General features: G+C 70.9%; 19 protein-coding genes. 6 read left to right on the top strand and 13 right to left on the bottom strand.

Going from position 1 to position 19,362, the window contains the following annotated elements:
- Positions 1 to 78 precede the first annotated feature (78 nt).
- Positions 79 to 1,539 (bottom strand): acyl-CoA synthetase, encoded by a 1,461-nt coding sequence (locus tag OG230_RS11210; RefSeq protein ID WP_328910027.1) that lies wholly within the window; start codon positions 1,537 to 1,539, stop codon positions 79 to 81.
- A 70-nt stretch (positions 1,540 to 1,609) separates the two neighbouring features.
- Positions 1,610 to 2,749 carry a nitrate/nitrite transporter gene (locus tag OG230_RS11205; RefSeq protein ID WP_328911368.1) on the bottom strand — a complete coding sequence of 380 codons (1,140 nt, stop codon included), beginning with the start codon at positions 2,747 to 2,749 and terminating at the stop codon, positions 1,610 to 1,612.
- A 197-nt stretch (positions 2,750 to 2,946) separates the two neighbouring features.
- On the opposite strand from OG230_RS11205, the gene OG230_RS11200 reads away from it, so the two are divergent.
- Complete coding sequence (locus OG230_RS11200) at positions 2,947 to 3,378, top strand: Lrp/AsnC family transcriptional regulator (protein WP_328910026.1); 432 nt, start codon at positions 2,947 to 2,949, stop codon at positions 3,376 to 3,378.
- On the opposite strand, the gene OG230_RS11195 is transcribed toward OG230_RS11200, so the two are convergent.
- The 3 genes from OG230_RS11195 to OG230_RS11185 all read right to left on the bottom strand — a co-directional run bounded on the left by OG230_RS11195 (position 3,356) and on the right by OG230_RS11185 (position 6,751).
- Positions 3,356 to 4,987, bottom strand: coding sequence for a GAF domain-containing sensor histidine kinase (locus OG230_RS11195; protein WP_328910025.1), 1,632 nt, complete (start codon positions 4,985 to 4,987; stop codon positions 3,356 to 3,358). The genes OG230_RS11200 and OG230_RS11195 overlap by 23 nt on opposite strands.
- A 28-nt stretch (positions 4,988 to 5,015) precedes the next feature.
- The gene (locus OG230_RS11190; protein ID WP_328910024.1) at positions 5,016 to 6,053 is read right to left on the bottom strand and encodes a rod shape-determining protein; all 1,038 of its coding nucleotides are present in this window, start codon (positions 6,051 to 6,053) and stop codon (positions 5,016 to 5,018) included.
- 131 nt (positions 6,054 to 6,184) lie between these two features.
- The gene (locus tag OG230_RS11185) at positions 6,185 to 6,751 is read right to left on the bottom strand and encodes a hypothetical protein (protein ID WP_328910023.1); all 567 of its coding nucleotides are present in this window, start codon (positions 6,749 to 6,751) and stop codon (positions 6,185 to 6,187) included.
- Between the two features lie 144 nt (positions 6,752 to 6,895).
- On the opposite strand from OG230_RS11185, the gene OG230_RS11180 reads away from it, so the two are divergent.
- A complete protein-coding gene (locus tag OG230_RS11180) occupies positions 6,896 to 7,645 on the top strand; it encodes an SCO2400 family protein (protein ID WP_328910022.1) in 750 nt (249 codons plus the stop codon).
- A 55-nt stretch (positions 7,646 to 7,700) separates the two neighbouring features.
- On the opposite strand, the gene OG230_RS11175 is transcribed toward OG230_RS11180, so the two are convergent.
- On the bottom strand, positions 7,701 to 8,135 hold the full coding sequence (locus OG230_RS11175) for a MarR family winged helix-turn-helix transcriptional regulator (protein ID WP_328910021.1): 435 nt from the start codon (positions 8,133 to 8,135) through the stop codon (positions 7,701 to 7,703).
- 113 nt (positions 8,136 to 8,248) lie between these two features.
- Between OG230_RS11175 and OG230_RS11170 the strand changes: the two genes are divergently transcribed.
- Together OG230_RS11170 and OG230_RS11165 are read left to right on the top strand one after the other, a co-directional pair.
- Positions 8,249 to 9,268: an NADP-dependent oxidoreductase gene (locus OG230_RS11170; RefSeq protein ID WP_328910020.1), complete on the top strand. Its 1,020-nt coding sequence runs from the start codon at positions 8,249 to 8,251 to the stop codon at positions 9,266 to 9,268.
- 98 nt (positions 9,269 to 9,366) lie between these two features.
- Entirely contained in the window at positions 9,367 to 9,795 is a 429-nt protein-coding gene (locus tag OG230_RS11165) for an organic hydroperoxide resistance protein (protein ID WP_328910019.1), read from the top strand.
- 100 nt (positions 9,796 to 9,895) lie between these two features.
- Here OG230_RS11165 and mmsB read toward each other — a convergent pair whose 3' ends face one another.
- The 6 genes from mmsB to OG230_RS11135 form a co-directional block, all read right to left on the bottom strand.
- Positions 9,896 to 11,122, bottom strand: a complete 1,227-nt coding sequence (gene mmsB, locus OG230_RS11160; protein WP_328910018.1) for a multiple monosaccharide ABC transporter permease — start codon at positions 11,120 to 11,122, stop codon at positions 9,896 to 9,898.
- A 7-nt stretch (positions 11,123 to 11,129) separates the two neighbouring features.
- On the bottom strand, positions 11,130 to 12,695 hold the full coding sequence (mmsA, locus tag OG230_RS11155; protein WP_328910017.1) for a multiple monosaccharide ABC transporter ATP-binding protein: 1,566 nt from the start codon (positions 12,693 to 12,695) through the stop codon (positions 11,130 to 11,132).
- On the bottom strand, positions 12,692 to 13,795 hold the full coding sequence (gene chvE, locus OG230_RS11150) for a multiple monosaccharide ABC transporter substrate-binding protein (protein ID WP_328910016.1): 1,104 nt from the start codon (positions 13,793 to 13,795) through the stop codon (positions 12,692 to 12,694). Before chvE ends, mmsA begins: the two co-directional genes overlap by 4 nt.
- A gap of 35 nt (positions 13,796 to 13,830) precedes the next feature.
- Entirely contained in the window at positions 13,831 to 14,802 is a 972-nt protein-coding gene (locus OG230_RS11145; protein ID WP_328910015.1) for a hypothetical protein, read from the bottom strand.
- 107 nt (positions 14,803 to 14,909) lie between these two features.
- A complete protein-coding gene (locus OG230_RS11140) occupies positions 14,910 to 15,929 on the bottom strand; it encodes a zinc-dependent alcohol dehydrogenase (protein ID WP_328910014.1) in 1,020 nt (339 codons plus the stop codon).
- A complete protein-coding gene (locus tag OG230_RS11135) occupies positions 15,926 to 17,080 on the bottom strand; it encodes a mandelate racemase/muconate lactonizing enzyme family protein (RefSeq protein ID WP_328910013.1) in 1,155 nt (384 codons plus the stop codon). The genes OG230_RS11140 and OG230_RS11135 overlap by 4 nt, the downstream gene beginning before the upstream one ends.
- A 110-nt stretch (positions 17,081 to 17,190) precedes the next feature.
- Here OG230_RS11135 and OG230_RS11130 point away from each other — a divergent pair, with 110 nt between their 5' ends.
- Positions 17,191 to 17,982: an EI24 domain-containing protein gene (locus OG230_RS11130; RefSeq protein WP_328910012.1), complete on the top strand. Its 792-nt coding sequence runs from the start codon at positions 17,191 to 17,193 to the stop codon at positions 17,980 to 17,982.
- A gap of 15 nt (positions 17,983 to 17,997) precedes the next feature.
- On the top strand, positions 17,998 to 18,606 hold the full coding sequence (locus tag OG230_RS11125; RefSeq protein ID WP_328910011.1) for a LysE family transporter: 609 nt from the start codon (positions 17,998 to 18,000) through the stop codon (positions 18,604 to 18,606).
- Positions 18,607 to 18,613: 7 nt separating this feature from the next.
- On the opposite strand, the gene OG230_RS11120 is transcribed toward OG230_RS11125, so the two are convergent.
- Complete coding sequence (locus OG230_RS11120) at positions 18,614 to 19,204, bottom strand: TetR/AcrR family transcriptional regulator (protein ID WP_328910010.1); 591 nt, start codon at positions 19,202 to 19,204, stop codon at positions 18,614 to 18,616.
- Positions 19,205 to 19,362: the final 158 nt, after the last annotated feature.

Raw genomic sequence — 19,362 nt, 5'->3', positions numbered from 1 at the left:
ACACTGCTCTCTCTTCGCTCGGTGATGCGTCCGGTTTTTCACGCTAACCAACCATTCGTCACCGTGCGCGTCGGCACGTCAGAGACCCAGTGACCGCTTCATGATCTTTCCCAGGTCGTTGCGGGGGAGGGCCTCCAGGCAGTGGACCGTGCGCGGTCGCTTGTGCGGGGCCAGCAGGCGCGCCACATGGTCGGCCAGCTCCTCCGCCGAAGGCGGCGAACCGGGCTCGGCGGGCACCACCCAGGCGACGATCCGCTCACCGAGGTCCGGGTCGGGCTCGCCCGTGACGGCGGCCTCGCGGACGCCGGGGTGTTCCAGCAGGGCGTTCTCGATCTCGCCCGCGCCGATCTTGTAACCGCCGCTCTTGATCAGATCGGTGGCCTTGCGGCCGACGATCCGCACATAGCCGTCGGCGTCGACCGTGGCCATGTCGCCCGTACGGAACCAGCCGTCCTCCGTGAGGGCGTCGGCCGTCGCGTCGGGCCGGTTCAGATAGCCGGTGAAGAGGTTCGGGCCGCGCACCTGGATCTCGCCGATGGCGGCCGGGTCGTCGGTGAGCAGGGTGCCGTCCTCCTCGACCAGGCGGAGGGCGACCCCGCGCAGGGGCGGCCCGACGGTCCCGGGGCGGGGTTCGCCGTCGGCCCGGACGCCTGTGTTCATCAGGGTCTCCGTCATCCCGTACCGCTCGATGACCCGGCGGCCGGTCGCCGCCGCGATCCGCTCGTGGTCGTGGACCGGCAGCGCCGCCGAGCCGGAGACCAGCAGCCGGGCGCCCGCGAGCGCCTTGGTGAGCCCGGGGGCGCCCGTCGGCTCGCCGAGCGCCTCGGCCAGCCGGTGGTACATCGTCGGCACACCGAACAGCATCGTGCCCCCGGAGAGCAGCTCGCCCGCCACGCCCTCGACGGAGAAGCGGCCGAGGTGGCGCACCGAACCGCCCCGGCGCAGCGGCCCGAGCACGCCGAGGATCAGGCCGTGCACATGGAACAGCGGCAGGGCGTGGACGAGGACGTCCTCGCCGGTCCACTGCCAGGCGTCCTCCAGGGCGTCCAGCGAGGCGGCGATCGCGCGGCGGGGCAGGACCGCGCCCTTGGGCGGGCCCGTGGTGCCGGAGGTGTAGACGATCAGCGCGGGAGCCTCGGGGGAGGGGTCGGGGAAGGCGGCGCCCGGGGAGGCGGCGCCCGTGTCGGTGTCCAGGCGCTTCAGCCCGGCCAGCCCGGCAGGGAGCACGTCGGCTGCCCCGGCCAGCACCACCGAGGGCGCGCTGTCGGCGAGGATGTGCGCCAGTTCGCGCTCGCCCGTACTCGGGTTGATCGGTACGGCGGGCACCCCCGCCCGCAGCGCCGCCACCACCGCGACGACCGTCTCGGGCGTCGGCGTGGCCCAGACGGCGACCCGCCCCGCACCCGCGACACGGACCGCGAGCGCGTCCGCGGCGGCGGCCAACTGTGCGTAGGTCAGGGAGTGTTCGCCGAACCGGACGGCTTCCCTGGAAGCCGTGGGGCCGGACAGGTCCTGGAGTGCAGGCAGAAGAGGCGTCACCCTGCGAAGCGTAGTGTCAGGGCCGCGAGGGTTCCCCGGGGCCGGCGAACCCGCCCCCCCCGTTGAGGCGTCAGTCGTCGCGCTGGATGGTCCGCATCCTGCCGTACGCGTACACGCAGCCGGCCAGCGCCAGATCGGACAGCAGCATGAAGCCGATTGAGTACGAGTCCTTCGCGCTGAAGATCGCGCCCATCACCAGCGGCGGTACGAAGCCGCCCAGACCGCCCATCGCGCCCACGATGCCCGTCACGCTGCCCACCTTGGGCTGGGGCGTCACCTGTGACACCAGGGCGAAGACGCTGCCGCTCGCGGTGCCGAGACCGGCCGCCATGCAGAGCAGGGCGATGGTGCCGCCAGGCACCAGCGGCGGGTCGAACGCCTGGACGATCGCCATCAGCGCGGCGACCAGCAGGGCCACCGAGGTGACCAGCGCCGGGTGGACGCGGTCCGAGAGCCAGCCGCCGATCGGCCGGAAGACGACCGTGACCAGAGCGAACCCGGCGGCACGGGTGCCCGCGTCGGTCGGCGAGAGCTCGTACCAGGTCTTCAGGTACGTCGGCAGGTACACCCCGAAGGCGACGATGCCGCCGAAGCCGATCGCGTACAGCGCCGACAGCTCCCAGGTGACCCGCAGCTTCCCGGCCTCGCCCAGGCGGTGCGCCAGGGTGTCGGTCGGGATCTTCCGGTCCGGTCGGTCGTTGACCAGTACGGCGGCGAGGAGGGCGTAGACCACCAGCGCCCCGCCCACCACGAGGAAGGGCAGGTTGTCGCCGTGCTTCGCGATCCGGGGGGTGAAGTAGCCGGACAGCGCCACCCCGCCCATCCCCATGCCGAACACCCCGAGGGCGAAGCCGCGCTTGGCGGGCGGGAACCAGGAGTTGACCAGCGGAACACCGATGGCGAACGTGGTGCCGCCGAGACCCAGCAGGAAGCCGACCGCGAGCATCGCGCCGTAGGAGTTCTTCGCCGGGATCAGCAGCAGGACGGGGACGACCGTCAGCGCCGAGATCACCGGGAACATCAGCCGCGCGCCGTACTTGTCGGTGAGCGCGCCCACCGGGATGCGGCCCAGCGAACCGACGAGCACCGGCACGGCGACCAGGAAGGACTGCTCGAAGGAGCTCAGCCCGAGCCTGTCCTTGTAGTCCCCCGACATCGGGGCGATGAGGTTCCAGGCCCAGAAGGTCAGCGCGAAGCCGACGGTCGCCATCGCGAGGTTGCGGTAGGGGGCGGCGGACGACTCCGCTGCGGGGGTACGCGGCTGCTCGACGACGGTATGCACGGCACAAGTCAAGGGCGCGGGAGCGTCACGAGCCCGCTGGAATGCTCCATGCGGGGCAAGGGCCCGGGGACCGGTGTCCGTGCTCCGCACCGCCGTTTTCCCCCACATGCTGCGACAATCGCAGTATGGACAGGCTCGACAGAGAAATCCTCTCCGTCCTCCAGGAGGATGCGCGGATCTCGTACCGAGACCTGGGCGTACGCGTGGGACTCAGCGCGAACGCCGCGGGCGACCGGGTACGCCGCATGCGCCGCGACGGGGTCATCCGTGGCTTCACCGTCATCGTCGACCCGGCCGCCGACACCCGTTCGGGTCTGGTCGTCTTCATCGACGTGTCCCTGCGCCTCGACACGACGAACGAGGAGTTCGAGCGCTCGGTGCTGATGCTTCCCGGCATCACGGAGGTGGTGCACGTGACGGGCGGGCACGACTACCTCGTCCGGGCGACCGCGGCCGACCCGGGCGCCCTGGACACACTGCTGCGCCGCCTGAAACGGGAAGCGGGCGTCGCCCACTCCAACACCCGGATCGCCCTCAGAGCGGCGCCTGCCAGGTGACGGTCGGCGACCGCGTGCCGTCCGCCTCGCGCCCGTCGTCGGCGACCACGAGCCGCACCGCAGCGCCGCCGGCGGGCGGACGCACCGTCGCGTCCACCTCGACCTCGATGCCGGAGACCCCGGCCCGCCGGTGCGCGGCGGCCAGGGCGCCGCGCAGCACGGCGAGGAGGTCCGTGGCGACGGGCTCCCCGACGAGCGCGTCCACGGCCCCCGTGAAGTGCACCGACGGCTGAAAGCCGAGCACCGCCGCCGCGCCCCCCGTCTCGCGCAGGACCCGGCCCCGGAAGGTGGTGGGCGCCTCGGCGGGCGGCTGCTGGAGGGCGAAGATCGTGGTCCGGACCTCCTGGATCGTGGAGTCCAGCTCGTCCACGGCCCTGCCGAGCAGTTCGTCGGTTTCCGGGGCGGTGCCCCGGCGGCGCGTCGACTCCAGCATCATCTCGGTCGCGAACAGCCGCTGGACGACCAGATCGTGCAGGTCACGGGCGATCCGGTCGCGGTCCTCGTACACCGCGAGCTGCTCCCTGTTGTGCTGGGAGTCCGCCAGGACCAGGGCCAGTGCGGCGTGCGAGGCGAACTGCGAGGCGAGCGTCCGCTCCACCGCCGAATACGGGGGCGCACCGCGCCCCCGGGGCAGGGCGAGGGTGCCGATGAGGCGGCCCCCGCTCTGCAGCGGCAGCATCATGCTGGGGCCGAACCGGGACCGTACCGGCGTCGTCATCCGGGGATCGGACGCCGAGTCGTCGATGTAGACGGGTTCGCCGCCCAGGAGCTGTACGAGGACGGGGGAGCCGGGCTCGATGACCGTACCGACGATGGCGGTCGGGTCCCCGGGGGTGGAGGCCGTGACGATCTCCATCCCGCCCTCCGGCGTCGGCTGGAGGATCACCCCGGCCGATGCCCCGGCCAGCACCCTGGCCTGCTCGGCGACGGTCGTCAGGGCGTCCGTGGCGTCGGCGCGGGTCAGCAGCGCCGTGGTGACGGCGGCGGCCCCCGCGATCCAGCGCTCCCGCTGGCGGGCCGTCTCGTACAGCCGGGCGTTGCCGAGCGCGATGCCCGCCTGGGCGGCGAGGACCCTCAGCAGTCCCGTGTCCGTGGCGTCGAAGCCGCCGGAGCGCTTGTCCGCCAGATAGAGATTGCCGAACACCTCGGTGTCCACCCGGATCGGGACCCCGAGGAAGGAGTGCATCGGAGGATGGCCCGGCGGGACGCCGAAGGCGCGCGGATCGGTGCTCAGGTCCTCGCAGCGCAGCGGCTGCGGGTCGTCGACGAGCAGCCCGATGACGCCGTTGTGACCGTGCGGGAGCCGGCCGATGCGCAGCCGTTCCGCTTCGGTGAGGCCGGCCGTGTACAGCTCGGTGATGCGGTCGCGCACCGGGTCCAGGACGCCGAGCGCCCCGTAGCGCGCGCCGGTCAGCGCGGTGGCGGTGTCCACGATCTGCTGGAGCGTGGCGCGCTGGTCGAGATCGGAGCCGACGCTGAGCACCGCCTCCAGCAGCTCGGGCAGCCGGGGCGCCGCGGCGCGCCGCACACCGGCACCCGCGTCCTCGTCCTGCCCGGAGTTCCGCTTCGTGACCAGCTCCGTGTCCTGTGCTGTGCATTCCCGGGGCATGCGGCTCGCCCTCCGGCGACGCCGGCGGTCAGCCGGCGAGCGGGTCGAGGACCATCGGCTGGATCTTGCCGTCCAGCATGGCGCCGAGACCGAGCACGGAGCATACGTCGGGCCGTTCGGCGATGTGCACGGGCATGCCCGTCGCGTCGCGCAGCATCTGGTCGAGGCCGGGCAGCAGCGCGCTGCCGCCGACCATCATGATGCCGCGGTCCGCGAGGTCGGCCACCAGATCGGGCGGGCAGTCGCGCAGGACCTTGCCGAGCCCGTCCAGCACCGCCGTGAGAGGGGTGTGGATGGCCTGCCGTACGGCGGCGGTGTCGACCTGCACCGAGCGGGCCAGACCGGTGGCCACGTCGCGGCCGTGGATCTCGGTCAGCGCGGGGCCCGTGAGCGTCAGCCCGTTGCCGCTGAGCGCCAGTTGCAGGGGGCGCACGGACTGGCTCGGGAGCATCAGCTCGTGCTGCTGGCGCAGGTGCTGGATGATCGCGTGGTCGATGGCGTTGCCGCCGACCGGAATCCGTACGGCGGTCACGATCGACCCGAGCGAGAGCACCGCGATCTGGGTGGTGGCCGCCCCGCACACCATGATCATGGTGGCGGTCGGCTGCTCCACGGGGAGTCCGCAGCCGACGGCCGCCGCGATCAGGGTGTCGACGAGTTCGACCCGCCGGGCACCGAGCCCGACCAGGGTCTCGACGGCGGCGCGCTGGGCGAGCGGATCACTGTCGTGCGGGGTGCAGGCGGCGGCCCGCAGCCGGGGCTTGCGGCGCAGCTGGCGGCGGAGCTTCTCGCCGAGCAGATGACGCAGCATGCGCTGGGCCATCTCGATGTCGACGACGGTTCCACCGGAGACCGGGCGGGCCACCCGGATGTAGGCGGGCGTCCGGCCGGTCATCTGTTCGGCGAGCGCGCCGACGGCGATGAGCGAACCGGTACGGGTGTTCACGGCGGCGACACTCGGCTCGTCGACGACGAGCCCCAGCCCCTTGACGTACACACGGGTCCTCGCGGCCCCGAGATCGACGGCGATGTGGCAACGGCGCAACTGCTCAAGACTGACGGTCACGGCAGGTTCTCCCGAGAACGCTGGGACGGGGTACCGGCGGCAGCCGGTTCTCCTTGCATCGTTGCCCTCGGGGCGGCGCAGCGCGCGCTGGGATGAGCCGTAGGGGGGTATGGAGCTGACGGATCGCCAGGTCAGCCGGGCAGCAGCCGCTGGAACAGACCCCAGGTGAACTCCGCGACGTACGGTCGTCCGCTGCCTGGGTCGGTGAAGGCCAGCGCCCACCGGGTCGGCGCGCTGCCCTCCATCGGCCTGGCCGGTGCGAAGGCCCTGGCCACCTCGTCCACGGTGCACGACCAGGGGAGCAGATCCCCGGCGGTACGCAGCTCGGGGCCGGCCGTCCCCGGCGCGCGGACCAGCCACTCGTTCCATACGGCTCCGCCCGGCGCGGCCATCACCTCGAACCGCAGGCCGGGCCAGAGCGGCACCGGCCAGAACAGCGCGTCGCACTCCAGATCACCGACGGTGCGGCGTACGGACAGCTCGGGCTCCCCGAGCACGGAGCGGTAGCGGCGCAGCGCCCCGCGCCCCCGCGGTGCCCGCGTCATGGCCTGCCAGCGCCGGTTGGCCTCCCGCATGTCGGCGAGCGAAGCGCTCAGCTCCCGGCGCGCGTCCTCGACGAGCTCCGGCTGGTGGTCGGCCATCCGGCGCAGCAGGACGAGCTGGAATTCGAACGGCCCGAACGGGGCGGGAGCGGTCATGTCGCCCATCCTCCCGTGTGTGGCGCTTATCGGAGCGCTGTCACACAGATCGGACTCCCACGCCGCGGAAGGCGTGCTTCCACACACGATCCTCACCTGAGCGCCTTCCTCCGTCGATCCGCGCACGTCTACTCTGCGGGCGCCATGGATTACTGCCGACCGTGCCGACGACACCTCAACGGCGCCCTGGCCTGCGCCGGTTGCGGAACCCCCGCCGAGGCGCTCGGCCCCTATGCCGTGCCCGCACCCTCCGGCTACGAACCGGAACCGCCGGGCGACACCCGCGAGCCCCCCGTGGCCGGAGGGCGCCGTCGGCGTGCCGCCGAGCCCGCACGCGGCCGGAGGGCCGGACACGGTGCGGGCGAGCGTCAGGGGCGGGGCCGGCGAGGTCACCGGCGACGGGGCCGTAAGGCGCTGTTCGCGGCGCTGGGGGTCGTGCTCGCGGTCGGCGCGCTCGGCGTGACCCGGCTGGCCACCGCACCGGAGGGCGACAGCGGCGCCGCCGAGTACGTGAGCGAGTCCGTCACGACCGCGGAGCCCCTGCCGGAACGGCCGGCGAGCGACGCGCCCGACGGCCCCGGACCGGTGGACAGCCCCACCGCACGTCCCACGGCCTCCGGCCGCACCGCGGGATCCGGCGAGGCGTCCGGCACCGCGAAGGCATCGGCCGCGGCGCCCACCGCCGAGCCCTCCGGCTCCGCCTCCCCGGCGGCCACTTCCTCGCCCTCCGGGTCCGCCTCGGCGAGCGTGCCGCCCGTCCCGGACGACTCCGGCGGCTCGGCCGACCCGTCCGGCCCGGCCGGTGAAACGACCCGGCCCGCACCGCCACCGCCTCCGGCCCCCACCCCGGAGCCGACCGAGACGTGCGACTGGTTCCTGTGGTGGTGCACGTGACGGGCTGCCGCACCCGCTACGGCAAGCCCCAGGGCCTGTCGTAGCGGACCCCGGCTCAGTCGATCTCGGTGCCCACCATGCGGCGCAGCAGGTCCCGCAGCACCGTCCGCTCGCCCTCCGACAGCTCGGCGAGCGGCTCACGGGCGAAGCCGAGGGCCTCGCGCAGCTGACGCGCGGTGCCGATGCCCTTCTCGGTGGGGGCGGCGAGCTTCACGCGCCGGTCGGCCGGGTCGGGCCGCCGTTCCACGAGGCCGCGGGCCTCCAGCCGGTCCACGATGCCGGTGATGTTCGACGGCTCGCACCGCAGTTTCCGGGCGACCTTCCGCATGGGCATCGGCTCCAGGGAGAGCAGCCCGAGCACCCGGGCCTGCGCGCCGGTCAGTGAGTGCGCGGCGGCTGCCCGGTCGTACTCCTCGTGGTAGCGCGCCACTACGGTGCCGATCAGCTCGACCACTTCGAGGGTCACGGGGTCTGTACGCGGGGTGGCCATGACACACAGGATACTCACTTGCTTGACAAGGTGAAATATTCAGGAGCATGGTTGTTTCACATCATGAAGCATTTTCTGCTTCCCCCGGAAGGCATCTAGGAGAACCCGAGCCCATGTCTGCAGCTCTCCCCACCTCCAGCCGTGAGTGGCACCTCGTTCGCCGTCCGAACGGCTGGCCCGAGGCCGCGGACTTCGCGCTGCGTGAGGCCCCCGTCACCGCCCCGGCCGAGGGCCGCGTCCTCGTCCGCAACCTGCACTTCTCGGTCGATCCCTACATGCGCGGCCGGATGAATGATGTGAAGTCGTACACCCCGCCCTTCAAGCTCGACCACCCCATGGAGGGCGGCGCGGTCGGCGAGGTCGTCGCCTCGAACGCCGAGGGCTTCGCCGTCGGCGACCACGTCCTGCACGGCCTCGGCTGGCGGGAGTACGCCGACGTCCCGGCCAAGCACGCCGTGAAGGTCGACGCCTCCCTGGCCCCGCTCTCCGCCTACCTCGGTGTGCTCGGCATGACCGGACTCACCGCCTACGCCGGTCTGTTCGAGGTCGCCTCCTTCAAGGAGGGCGACACCGTCTTCGTCTCCGGCGCGGCCGGTGCCGTCGGCAGCCAGGTCGGCCAGCTGGCGAAGATCAAGGGTGCCGCACGGGTCATCGGCTCGGCGGGCTCCGACGAGAAGGTCAAGCTCCTCGTCGAGGAGTTCGGCTTCGACGCCGCCTTCAACTACAAGAACGGCCCCGTCGCCCAGCAGCTGCGCGAGGCCGCCCCGGACGGGATCGACGTCTACTTCGACAACGTCGGCGGCGAGCACCTGGAGGCGGCGCTCTCCTCGTTCAACGTGCACGGCCGCGCCACCATCTGCGGAATGATCGCCCAGTACAACGCGACCGAGCCGACCCCCGCCCCGCGCAACCTCGCGCTGGTCATCGGCAAGCGGCTGCGTCTTCAGGGCATGCTCGTGGGCGACCACGCCGCGCTCCAGCCGCAGTTCGTGCAGGATGTCGCCGGCTGGCTGGCCTCCGGCGAGCTGAAGTACCAGGAGACGGCCGTCGAGGGCATCGAGAACGGCTTCGAAGCGTTCCTCGGCCTGATGCGCGGCGAGAACACCGGCAAGATGATCGTCTCGCTGGTCTGACCGGCCCCCGGCCGGATCCGGTCACCCGTTAGGCTCTCCGGCAGGCCGTCGCGATCGTGGGCGCGAGTCGCGGCGCATCAGCAGGAGGAATCCTCGGCATGACCATTCAGCAGATAGACGTCGCCTACACCGCGGTCGCCACGGCGGAGAACGGCCGCGACGGCCGTGTCTCCACCGACGACGGCAACCTCGACGTCGTCGTCAACCCGCCGAAGGCGATGGGCGGCAGCGGAGCGGGCACCAACCCGGAGCAGCTCTTCGCGGCCGGCTACAGCGCCTGCTTCCAGGGCGCCCTCGGTGTGGTCGCCCGGCAGGAGAAGGCCGACATCTCCGGGTCGACCGTGACCGCTTCGGTCGGCATCGGCAAGACCGAGGCCGGCGGCTTCGGCCTGGAGGTCGCGATCACCGCCTCCATCCCGAACGTCGACAGGGCCACGGCCCAGTCGCTGATCGAGAAGGCCCACCAGGTCTGCCCGTACTCCAGCGCGACCCGCGGCAACATCAAGGTCGAGCTGTCGGCTGCCTGATCCGTACGGCACACGAAGGGCCGCATCCCGTTCCGGGGTGCGGCCCTTCGGCGTACGTCCGGCCCTTCGGCGTACGTCGGCTCGATCCGAACGAAGGACCCTACGCGCCGACCTTGCGCTTGTTCCAGACGTCGAAGCCGACCGCGGCGAGCAGGACGAGCCCCTTGATGACCTGCTGGTAGTCCGTGCCGATGCCGACCAGGGACATCCCGTTGTTGAGGACACCGAGGACCAGGCCGCCGATCACGGCTCCCATCACCGTGCCCACGCCGCCGCTCATCGAGGCGCCGCCGATGAACGCCGCCGCGATCGCCTCCAGTTCGAAGTTGAGCCCCGCCTGCGGGGTGCCCGCGTTCAGCCGGGCCGCGTAGACGCAGCCGGCGAGCGCCGCGAGGACGCCCATGTTGACGAAGACGAGGAAGGTGACCTTCTTGTCCCGGACACCGGAGAGCATCGCCGCGGCCTTGTTGCCCCCGAGCGCGTACACATGGCGCCCGACGACCGCGTTGCGCATGACGTAACCGAGTCCGAGCAGCAGCGCGCACATGATCAGCATGACCACCGGCACCCCGTGGAAGCTCGCGAGCGTCAGGGTGAAGGCGATGACCGCGGCGGTCATCGCCACGCACTTCAGCACCCACAGTCCCGTCGGCAGCACGTCCAGCTCGTACGCCAGCTGGCGCTTGCGGTCCCGCCCCTCGCGAACGAGCAGGAAGACGACGGTGGCCAGACCGATGAGGAGGGTCGGGTTGTGGTACTGCGTGTACGGGCCCATCTCCGGGATGAAGCCCTTGGCGATCTTCTGGAAGCCCTCCGGGAACGGCGACAGCGACTGGCCCCCGAGCACGATCTGCGTCAGGCCCCGGAAGAGCAGCATCCCGGCCAGCGTCACGATGAACGACGGGATGCCCAGATACGCGATGAAGTAGCCCTGCCAGGCCCCGGCGACCGCGCCTATCAGCAGACAGAGCACGAGTGCGAGCACCCATGGCATGTCGTGCTCGACCATCATCACCGCCGACATGGCGCCGACGAAGGCCACCAGGGAGCCGACGGACAGATCGATGTGGCCGGCGATGATCACGATCATCATGCCGATGGCCAGGATGAGGATGTAGCCGTTCTGCTGGATCAGGTTGGAGACGTTGTTCGGCAGCAGCAGCGTGCCGTCGGTCCAGATCTGGAACAGCACGACGATGAAGACGAGCGCGATGAGCATGCCGTACTGGCGCATGTTCGTCCGCACGCTCTGCGCGAGCACGTGCAGGGCGGGCGGTGTCTCGGACGGCGAGGTGACGTCCTTGGGTGGTGTGGTCGTGGTCGTCATGGCGGCCTCAGCTTCTGTTCTCTGACGTCTGGCGCGTCATCCGGCGCATCAGGGCTTCCTGGGTGGCATCGGCCCGGTTGACCTCACCGGTCAGCCGGCCTTCGGCCATCGTGTAGATCCGGTCGCACATGCCGAGGAGTTCGGGCAGCTCCGAGGAGATGAAGAGCACTGCCTTGCCGGCGGCGGCGAGCTGGTCGATGACGCCGTAGATCTCGGACTTCGCCCCGACGTCGATGCCCCGGGTGGGCTCGTCGAGGATCAGCACCTCGGGGTCGGCATGGATCCACTTGCTCAGCACGACCTTCTGCTGGTTGCCGCCGGAGAGCCGGCCCACCTGCTCGAAGACCGTGGGCGCCTTGATGTTCATCGAGGCGCGATAGCGCTCGGAGACCAGGCGCTCCTGGTGCTCGTCGACGATGCCGCGCTTCGCCATGCCGGGCAGTGAGGCCAGCGAGACGTTGCGGTTGATGGTGTCGATGAGGTTCAGGCCGTACGTCTTGCGGTCCTCGGTGACGTACGCGATACCCGCCGCGACCGCCTCCGGAACGGTCCTCGTGCGGACCGCCGTGCCGTTCACCTCCACGTCCCCGGCGACGTAACTCCCGTACGAGCGCCCGAACACCGACATGGCCAGCTCGGTGCGTCCCGCGCCCATCAGGCCCGCGATCCCGACGATCTCGCCCCGGCGCACGGTCAGCGAGACGTCGTCGACGACCTTGCGCTGGTGGTCGACGGGATGCCGGACCGTCCAGCCGCTCACCTTCAGCGCCGTACCGTGCTCGCCCTCGTACCGCGTCCGCTCGGGGAAGCGGTGGTCGAGGTCGCGGCCGACCATGCCGCGGATGATGCGGTCCTCCGACAGCTCGGGCTCCGCTTCCGGGCTCTCCCGCACCGTCATCGTCTCGATGGTCCGCCCGTCGCGGAGGATCGTCACCGAGTCGGCGATCTCGCGGATCTCGCCCAGCTTGTGGGAGATGATGATGCTCGCGATGCCCTGCTCGCGCAGTTCCCGGATGAGGCCGAGGAGTTTCGCGCTGTCCTCGTCGTTGAGCGCGGCGGTCGGCTCGTCCAGGATGAGCAGCTTCACCTTCTTCGACAGGGCCTTGGCGATCTCCACCAGCTGCTGCTTGCCGACACCGATGTCCGAGATCGGGGTCTGCGGCTTCTCCGCGAGCCCGACCCGGGCGAGCAGCCGCGAGGCTTCGCGCAGGGTGCCGTTCCAGTCGATGAAGCCCCGTCTGCTCCGCAGTTCGTTGCCGAGGAAGATGTTTTCGGCGATCGACAGATGGGGGATGAGCGCCAGCTCCTGGTGGATGATCACGATGCCGTGCCGCTCACTGGCCCGGATGTCCCTGAACGCGACGGGTTCGCCCTCGAAGCGGATCTCGCCCTCGTAACTCCCGTGCGGATGAACCCCGCTGAGGACCTTCATCAGGGTGGACTTGCCCGCGCCGTTCTCGCCGCAGATCGCGTGGATCTCCCCGGCGCCGACGGTCAGGCTCACTTCGGAGAGCGCGGTGACCCCGGGGAAGGTCTTGGTGATGGAGCGCATCTCCAGTGCCGGGCGGGTCACTTGAGCTGGCCCTTGGTGAAGTACCCCTCGTCGATGAGGAGCTGGGTGTTCGTCGCGTCGATGGAGACGGGCTTCAGCAGGAAGGACGGCACGGTCTTCACGCCGTTGTTGTAGTCGGTCACGTTGTTGACCTCGGGCTTCTTGCCGGTGAGGACCGCGTCGCCCATCTGGACGGCCTGCTTGGCGAGCTTGCGGGTGTCCTTGAAGACGGTCTGCGTCTGCTCGCCCGCGATGATCGACTTGATGGAGGCCAGCTCGGCGTCCTGCCCGGTGACGACCGGCAGGTCCTTGCCGCCGTAACCGGCGCTCTTCAGGGCCGAGATGATGCCGATCGAGATGCCGTCGTACGGGGAGAGGACCGCGTCGACCTTCTCGGTGCCGTAGCTCCTGCTGATCAGGTCGTCCATCCGCTTCTGCGCGGTGCCGCCGTCCCAGCGCAGGGTGGTGGCCTGGTTCATCCGCGTCTGCTTGCTGCGGACCACGAGCTGCCCGGACTTCAGGTACGGCGTGAGCACCTTCATGGCGCCGTTCCAGAAGTACTTGGTGTTGTTGTCGTCGGGCGACCCGGCGAACAGCTCGATGTTGTACGTCTCGCCGGCGCCCTTCTCCGGTTCGTCGAGCTCCAGTTGGTCCAGGATGTACTGGCCCTGGAGCTCGCCGACCTTCTCGTTGTCGAAGGAGGCGTAGTAGTCGACGTACTTCGTGCCCGTGATGAGGCGGTCGTAGGAGATCACGGGGATCCCCGCGTCGTGCGCCTTCTGGAGGACGTCGGAGAGCGCGGAGCCGTCGATCGCGCCGACGACGAGCAGCCGGTGCCCCTTGGTGATCATGTTCTCCAGCTGGGCGACCTGGTTCTCCACCTTGTCGTCGCCGTACTGGAGGTCGGTCGTGTAGCCGGCTTTCTTGAACTGCGCGGCCATGTTCTCGCCGTCGGCTATCCAGCGTTCCGACGACTTGGTGGGCATGGCAAGGCCGATGGTGCCGCCCTTGCCGTCGTCGGCCCGGTAGCGACTTCCGCCTCTGGCCTCCTGGCCGCAGGCGGTCAGAACGAGCCCCAGGGTGACGGCGGTTGCGGCCACGGCGGCTCCGCGTATGCGCATAGTGATCAGCTCCTCTCTGTGGTTCCGGACGGATGTCAGCTGTTCGGGAATCGGTGCAGCTCTCCCGGCAGCCGCGAGCCGAGCGGCGACATGCCGCCGTCGGCGCCGTGCCGGGCGAGCAGGTCGAGTACGAGCCGCCCGCGGCGGACCCGTTCCCGCGCGGTGGCGAGCGCGAGTTCGCGCAGCTGCCGGCCGTAGGGGTAGATGCCGGGCGTCCTGCTGAGCCCGAACTTCAGGTAGAGCGGGGAGCCGCGCCGGATCAGCTCGGCCGCCTCGTACATCCGGACGTATCCGCCGAGGTCGTCGGGCGCCTCCACGTAGAGGTCCAGGGGTACGCGGCTGACCCGCCGGATCTCGGTGAAGTGGGCGAGCGTCAGGTCGGAGGGGACGTTGACCGAGTCGGCGCCGAGCCGCTCCTGCACCTGTACGGCGGCCGGGTTCACCGAGCCGATGAGCGCCGACACCTTGAGCGTGGTGTCGGCGGGCAGCAGCCCCTGGCCGCGCATCCGGTGCAGGGTCCACAGGACCCCTTCGTCGGCGACGAGCAGGCACTTCACGCCCAGTTCGGTCGCGCGCACGGCGTCTTCGACGCAACCGGCCAGCGCGTCGTGGCCCCGGGCCCGCAGCCCCGCGCCGCCGGAGTCCGTGCGCGTGGACGCGCCGGTGTCCCAGGTGCCGCGCGGCCCGGTGAACAGGCACAGCTCGATGTCGCGTTCGGCGCAGCCCGCCACCATCTCGGTGATCTCGGCATCGGTGAGCATCCAGACGCCGCTGCCCTGACTGACCCGGTGGACGGGGAGGCCGAGCTCGGCGGACTCCTTCAGGACGACGGAGAGCGCCTCCGGACCCTCCACGGACGGGATCTCGGTGCGCCAGGTGCCCCCGTCCGGGAAGGCGTGGGGCGAGGCGTCGGCGGGGGAGAGGGCCGCGGCGCCGAGGCCGAGCGCGGTGAGCGCGGCTCCGCCGGGGCGGCGGGGGCCGGAGGGGGCAGCGAGGGCGTCGTTCACGACTGGTCCTTCATGTTCGGTATTTCGGACAAGGTTCGAATCGCTGGGTGTGCGCCGGTACGGGGTGACCGGGCGTTTCGCCCCGCCGTACGACCGGGGCGGAGCCGTCACGGGCGCAGCAGCACCTTCCCGGTCTCCGGACCCCCGGCCCCGACGAGGGCCACGGCCTCCGCGAAACGCTCCAGCGGGAACTCGTGGGTGATCAGCGGCGCCGGATCGAGGATCCCGGCGGTGAACGCCCGTACCGCGTACGACCAGGCCGCCGACGGCGCTCCGAACACGCTGCGCACGGTGAGCTGGCTCAGCGACAGATGTACGGGGTCGATCCCGACGGCCCCGGGAGTGAACATGCCCGTGAGCACCACGCGCCCGCCGCGCCGCGCCAGCAGGCACGCGTCGGCGGCGGTGGTCGCCGCTCCGGCGGTCTCCACGACCAGGTCGTAGCGGCCCCGCAGCTCCTCGGACTCCTTCGGGGTGCGGATGTCGCTCGCCCCGAAGTCCCGGGCCAGCGCAGCCCGTTCCTCCCGCGGGTCGATCACGGTCAGTTCCCCCGGCGACACGGCGGCCAGCAGCTGCACGGCGAGCAGTCCCAGCGTCCCGGCGCCCACCACCGCGATCCGCTCACCCGGTTCGGGTGCCCCGGCTCGCACCGCCGCGGCGACCACCGCGGCCGGCTCCAGCAGGGCGGCGGCCCGCAGGTCCGCGTCGTCGGCCAGCGGATGCAGCAGCCGGGCCGGGACCACCACGTGGTCGGCGAAGGCGCCTGGCCGGGTGAACCCGGTCTCGTCGTACCCGGCCGTGCACAGCGAGGTCTCACCGCAGCGGCACCGCTCGCACCGCCCGCAGGCCCGGAAGCCCTCCGCTACCGTCCGCCGGCCGGTCAGTGCGGGATCGACGCCCGGACCCACCGCGTCGACGGTCCCGGACCACTCGTGGCCGGGTACCACCGGATAGCGGACATAGGCGGCGTCGCGGTGGCCGTCGTAGACCTCGCGGTCGCTCATGCAGATCCCGGCGGCGGCGACCCGCACCCTGACCTCGCCGGGCCCCGGCTCGGGAAGGGGGCCTTCCGTGAGGCGGTGCAGTCCCGGCCGCTCGACGGTCAACGACCGTGACAGCGGGCTCACTTGGGCTGCCTCTTCTCCCAGCCGTCCGCCCACAGGTCGAACCGGGCCTGCTGCTGCGGGAATTCGGCCGCGGCGTCCACGTCGAGCTCCACGCCGAGCCCGGGGGCGTGCGACAGCTCGAAGCAGCCGGTGGCGGGGTCGACCTGCGGCGCGCCCTTCACGACCTTCTTGATGTCGGCGTCCGCGAAGTCGTTGAAGTGTTCGAGGATCTTGAAGTTGGGTGTGCAGCCGGCCAGCTGGAGGCTGGCGGCGGTCAGTACGGAGCCGCCCACGTTGTGCGGGGCGACGAGCGTGTAGTGGGTCTCGGCGGTCGCGGCGAGCTTCCGGGCCTCCAGGATGCCGCCGATGTGGCCGACGTCCGGCTGGATGATGTCGGCGGCCTGCGACTCGAAGAGCTCGCGGAACTCGATCCGGTCGTGGATGCGTTCACCGGTCGCGATCGGCAGGTCGACCTTCTCGGCGACCTTGCTCAGCGCCTTGAGGTTCTCCGGCGGCACCGGCTCCTCCAGCCACGCGGGCCGGAACGGCGCCATCTCGTGGGCGATCCGCACCGCCGTCGAGGGGCTGAAGCGGCCGTGCATCTCCAGCATCAGCTCGGTGTCGGGGCCGATGGCGTCCCGCACGGCCTCGATGAGGGAGACCGCGTACCGGGTCTCCTCCTGCCCCAGCTCGAAGTGGCCGGTGCCGAACGGGTCGATCTTCAGGGCCCGGTAACCGCGCTCCACGACCGCCCGGGCGGCCTTGTGGTACGCCTCCGGGGTGCGCTCGGTGGTGTACCAGCCGTTCGCGTACGCCTTGACGCGGTCGGTGACCTTCCCGCCGAGCAGCTGCCAGACCGGGACACCCAGCGCCTTGCCCTTGATGTCCCAGCACGCCATCTCGACGACCGCGATGCCGGACATCACGATCTCCCCGGCCCGCCCGTAGTCGCCGTACTTCATGCGGCGTACGAGATCCTCCACCGCGAACGGATCGGACCCGGTCACGTGGTTCGCCGCCGCCTCGTGCAGATAGCCGACGAGCGCGTCCGTGCGTCCGAGCATCCGGGTCTCTCCGACGCCGGTGAGGCCCTCGTCGGTATGAACCTGCACATAGGTGAGGTTGCGCCAGGGCGTGCCGACGACATGGGTACTGATTCCGGTGATGCGCACGGAAGACGCCTCTCGGTTGTTCGATATTTCGTCACTCGTTCGAAATGCTGGCGTGACCGTAATGTGGGCCAGGGGAGGTGTCAATGGTTCGCACAAGTACGCTGACCCGCATGAGTGATCTCGGGGTGGGCTTCGGTTATCTGATGAAGGGTCAGCGCTGGGTGACCCGGCACGGCCGGTGGTTCGGATTCGGTCTGCTGCCCGGACTGATCACCCTCGTCGTGTACGCCGGCGCGCTGATCGGACTCGGTTACGGGGCCGACGACTTCGTGGGCTGGGCGACCCCGTTCGCCGACGACTGGTCCTCGCCCTGGCTGGGCCTGCTGCGCAACACCCTGGTCGTGCTGGTCTTCGTCTTCGGCCTGTTCCTCGCCGTGATCACCTTCACCGCCGTGACGCTCCTTGTCGGCCAGCCCTTCTACGAGTCGCTCTCCGAGGAGGTCGACCGCAGTGAGGGCGGCGAGGTCCCCGAGTCCGGGCTGCCGCTCTGGCGCGAACTGTGGATCTCCGCCCGCGACTCCCTCCGTATCCTGCTGCGCGTCGCGCTGTACGGGGTGGTGCTCTTCGCCCTCGGTTTCATCCCCGTCCTCGGACAGACCGTGATCCCCGCGATCGGCTTCTGCGTCTCCGGGTACTTCCTCGCCCAGGAGCTGACCTCGGTCGCGCTCCAGCGCCGGGGCATGGTCCTGGCCGACCGCCTCGCCCTGCTGCGCGGCCGGCGCCTGCTGGTCCTCGGCTTCGGCGTCCCGCTCACGCTCTCCTTCCTCGTCCCGTTCGTCGCGGTCTTCCTGATGCCGGGCGCCGTCGCCGGAGCCACGCTGCTGGTCCGCGACCTGGTCGGCGTTCCCGGGCGCGACGACGTGAACCCCGCACCGTCCACGCACAGCCTCGACAAGGGCTGAGAGAGGGTCGCTCCCATGACCGAGATATTCGCCGTCGCCGTCATCACCGTCCTCGCCGTGATCAGTCCCGGCGCCGACTTCGCGATGGTCGTGCGCAACAGCTATCTGTACGGCCGCACGACCGGCCTCCTGGCCGCCACCGGAGTCGCGGCGGGCGTCCTCGTGCACGTCACCTACACCATGCTCGGCGTCGGGCTGCTGATCGCGTCCTCGACCGCGCTGTTCACGGCGATCAAGCTGGCCGGTGCGGCCTATCTCGTCTACATCGGGGTGCGGACGTTCTTCGCCCGCAACGATCTCTCCGTCGACCTGGCGTCCAAGCCCGAGCTGAGCCCGTTCGGCGCGCTGCGTACCGGCTTCCTCACCAACGCGCTGAACCCCAAGACGACGCTCTTCGTCGTGTCGACGTTCACCCAGGTCGTCGGCCCGGAGACGGCCGTCTGGCAGCAGGCGGGCTACGGACTGTTCATGTCCGTGGCGCACTTCGGCTGGTTCGGCCTGGTGGCGCTCTTCTTCTCCCACTCGCAGCTGCGCACCGCGATGCTCCGCTGGCAGAAGGTCCTCAACCGGACCATCGGCTCCGTGCTCGTGGGCCTCGGGGTCACCCTGGGCGTGGCCCGCTGACCCGCGGCTAGGGTCTGTCGTCCCGGTCCTGCCGGGCCCGGAGCAGGCGCAGGAAGTCCTGGAACGCCTCGGGCATGTCCACCGCGTCCGGGTCCAGCAGCCACTGGTACTGCAGGCCGTCCATCACCGCCACGAGCAGCGTCGCGGCGCGCTCCGGGGTCAGCCCGCCCGACAACTCCTCGCCGTGCTCCGCGCGGAGCGACGCCGCCATGCTCGTGCGGACCTGTGTGTAGCGCCGGGTGAAGAAGTCCCGCGCCGGGTGTTCCTCCGCCACGCTCTCGCCGAGCAGTGCCGAGAAGGTCCGGACGATGTCGGGGCGCATCGCGTTGTACTCCACGAGCGAGCCCAGCAGTTCGAGCGGCCACGGGCCGTCGCCCCGGCTGCCTCCGCCGCCGGTGTCCCACCGGTCGCGGTCCTCCAGGACGGCGACGAGCAGGGCCTCCTTCGTGGGGTAGTAGTGCAGGAGTCCCTGCTGGCTGAGGCCCACCCGCTCGGCCACCGCGCTCAGCGTGGCCCCGCGGTAGCCGCGCTCGGCGATGACTTCGAGGGTGGCGCGGAGGATGTCCGCCCGCCGCTCCTCGCTCCTGGCCCGTGGCATCGCCGGCCCCTTCCGTGCGCATCGGCCCCTGTCAGCAGGACCGTACGGCATCCGGAGGGTGTGCCGACCCATCAGATAACGAAATGATAACTAAAACTACCGGTCTACTCGGATCGACGTCACTATGGAGACCTTCGCAGTAACTCGACGAGGAGGTA

This window comes from Streptomyces sp. NBC_00234 (assembly GCF_036195325.1).
In the GTDB taxonomy this organism is placed as follows: domain Bacteria; phylum Actinomycetota; class Actinomycetes; order Streptomycetales; family Streptomycetaceae; genus Streptomyces.
The sequence above is the reverse complement of the archived record's forward strand: the minus strand, read 5'-3'. Positions and strand labels throughout refer to the sequence as shown.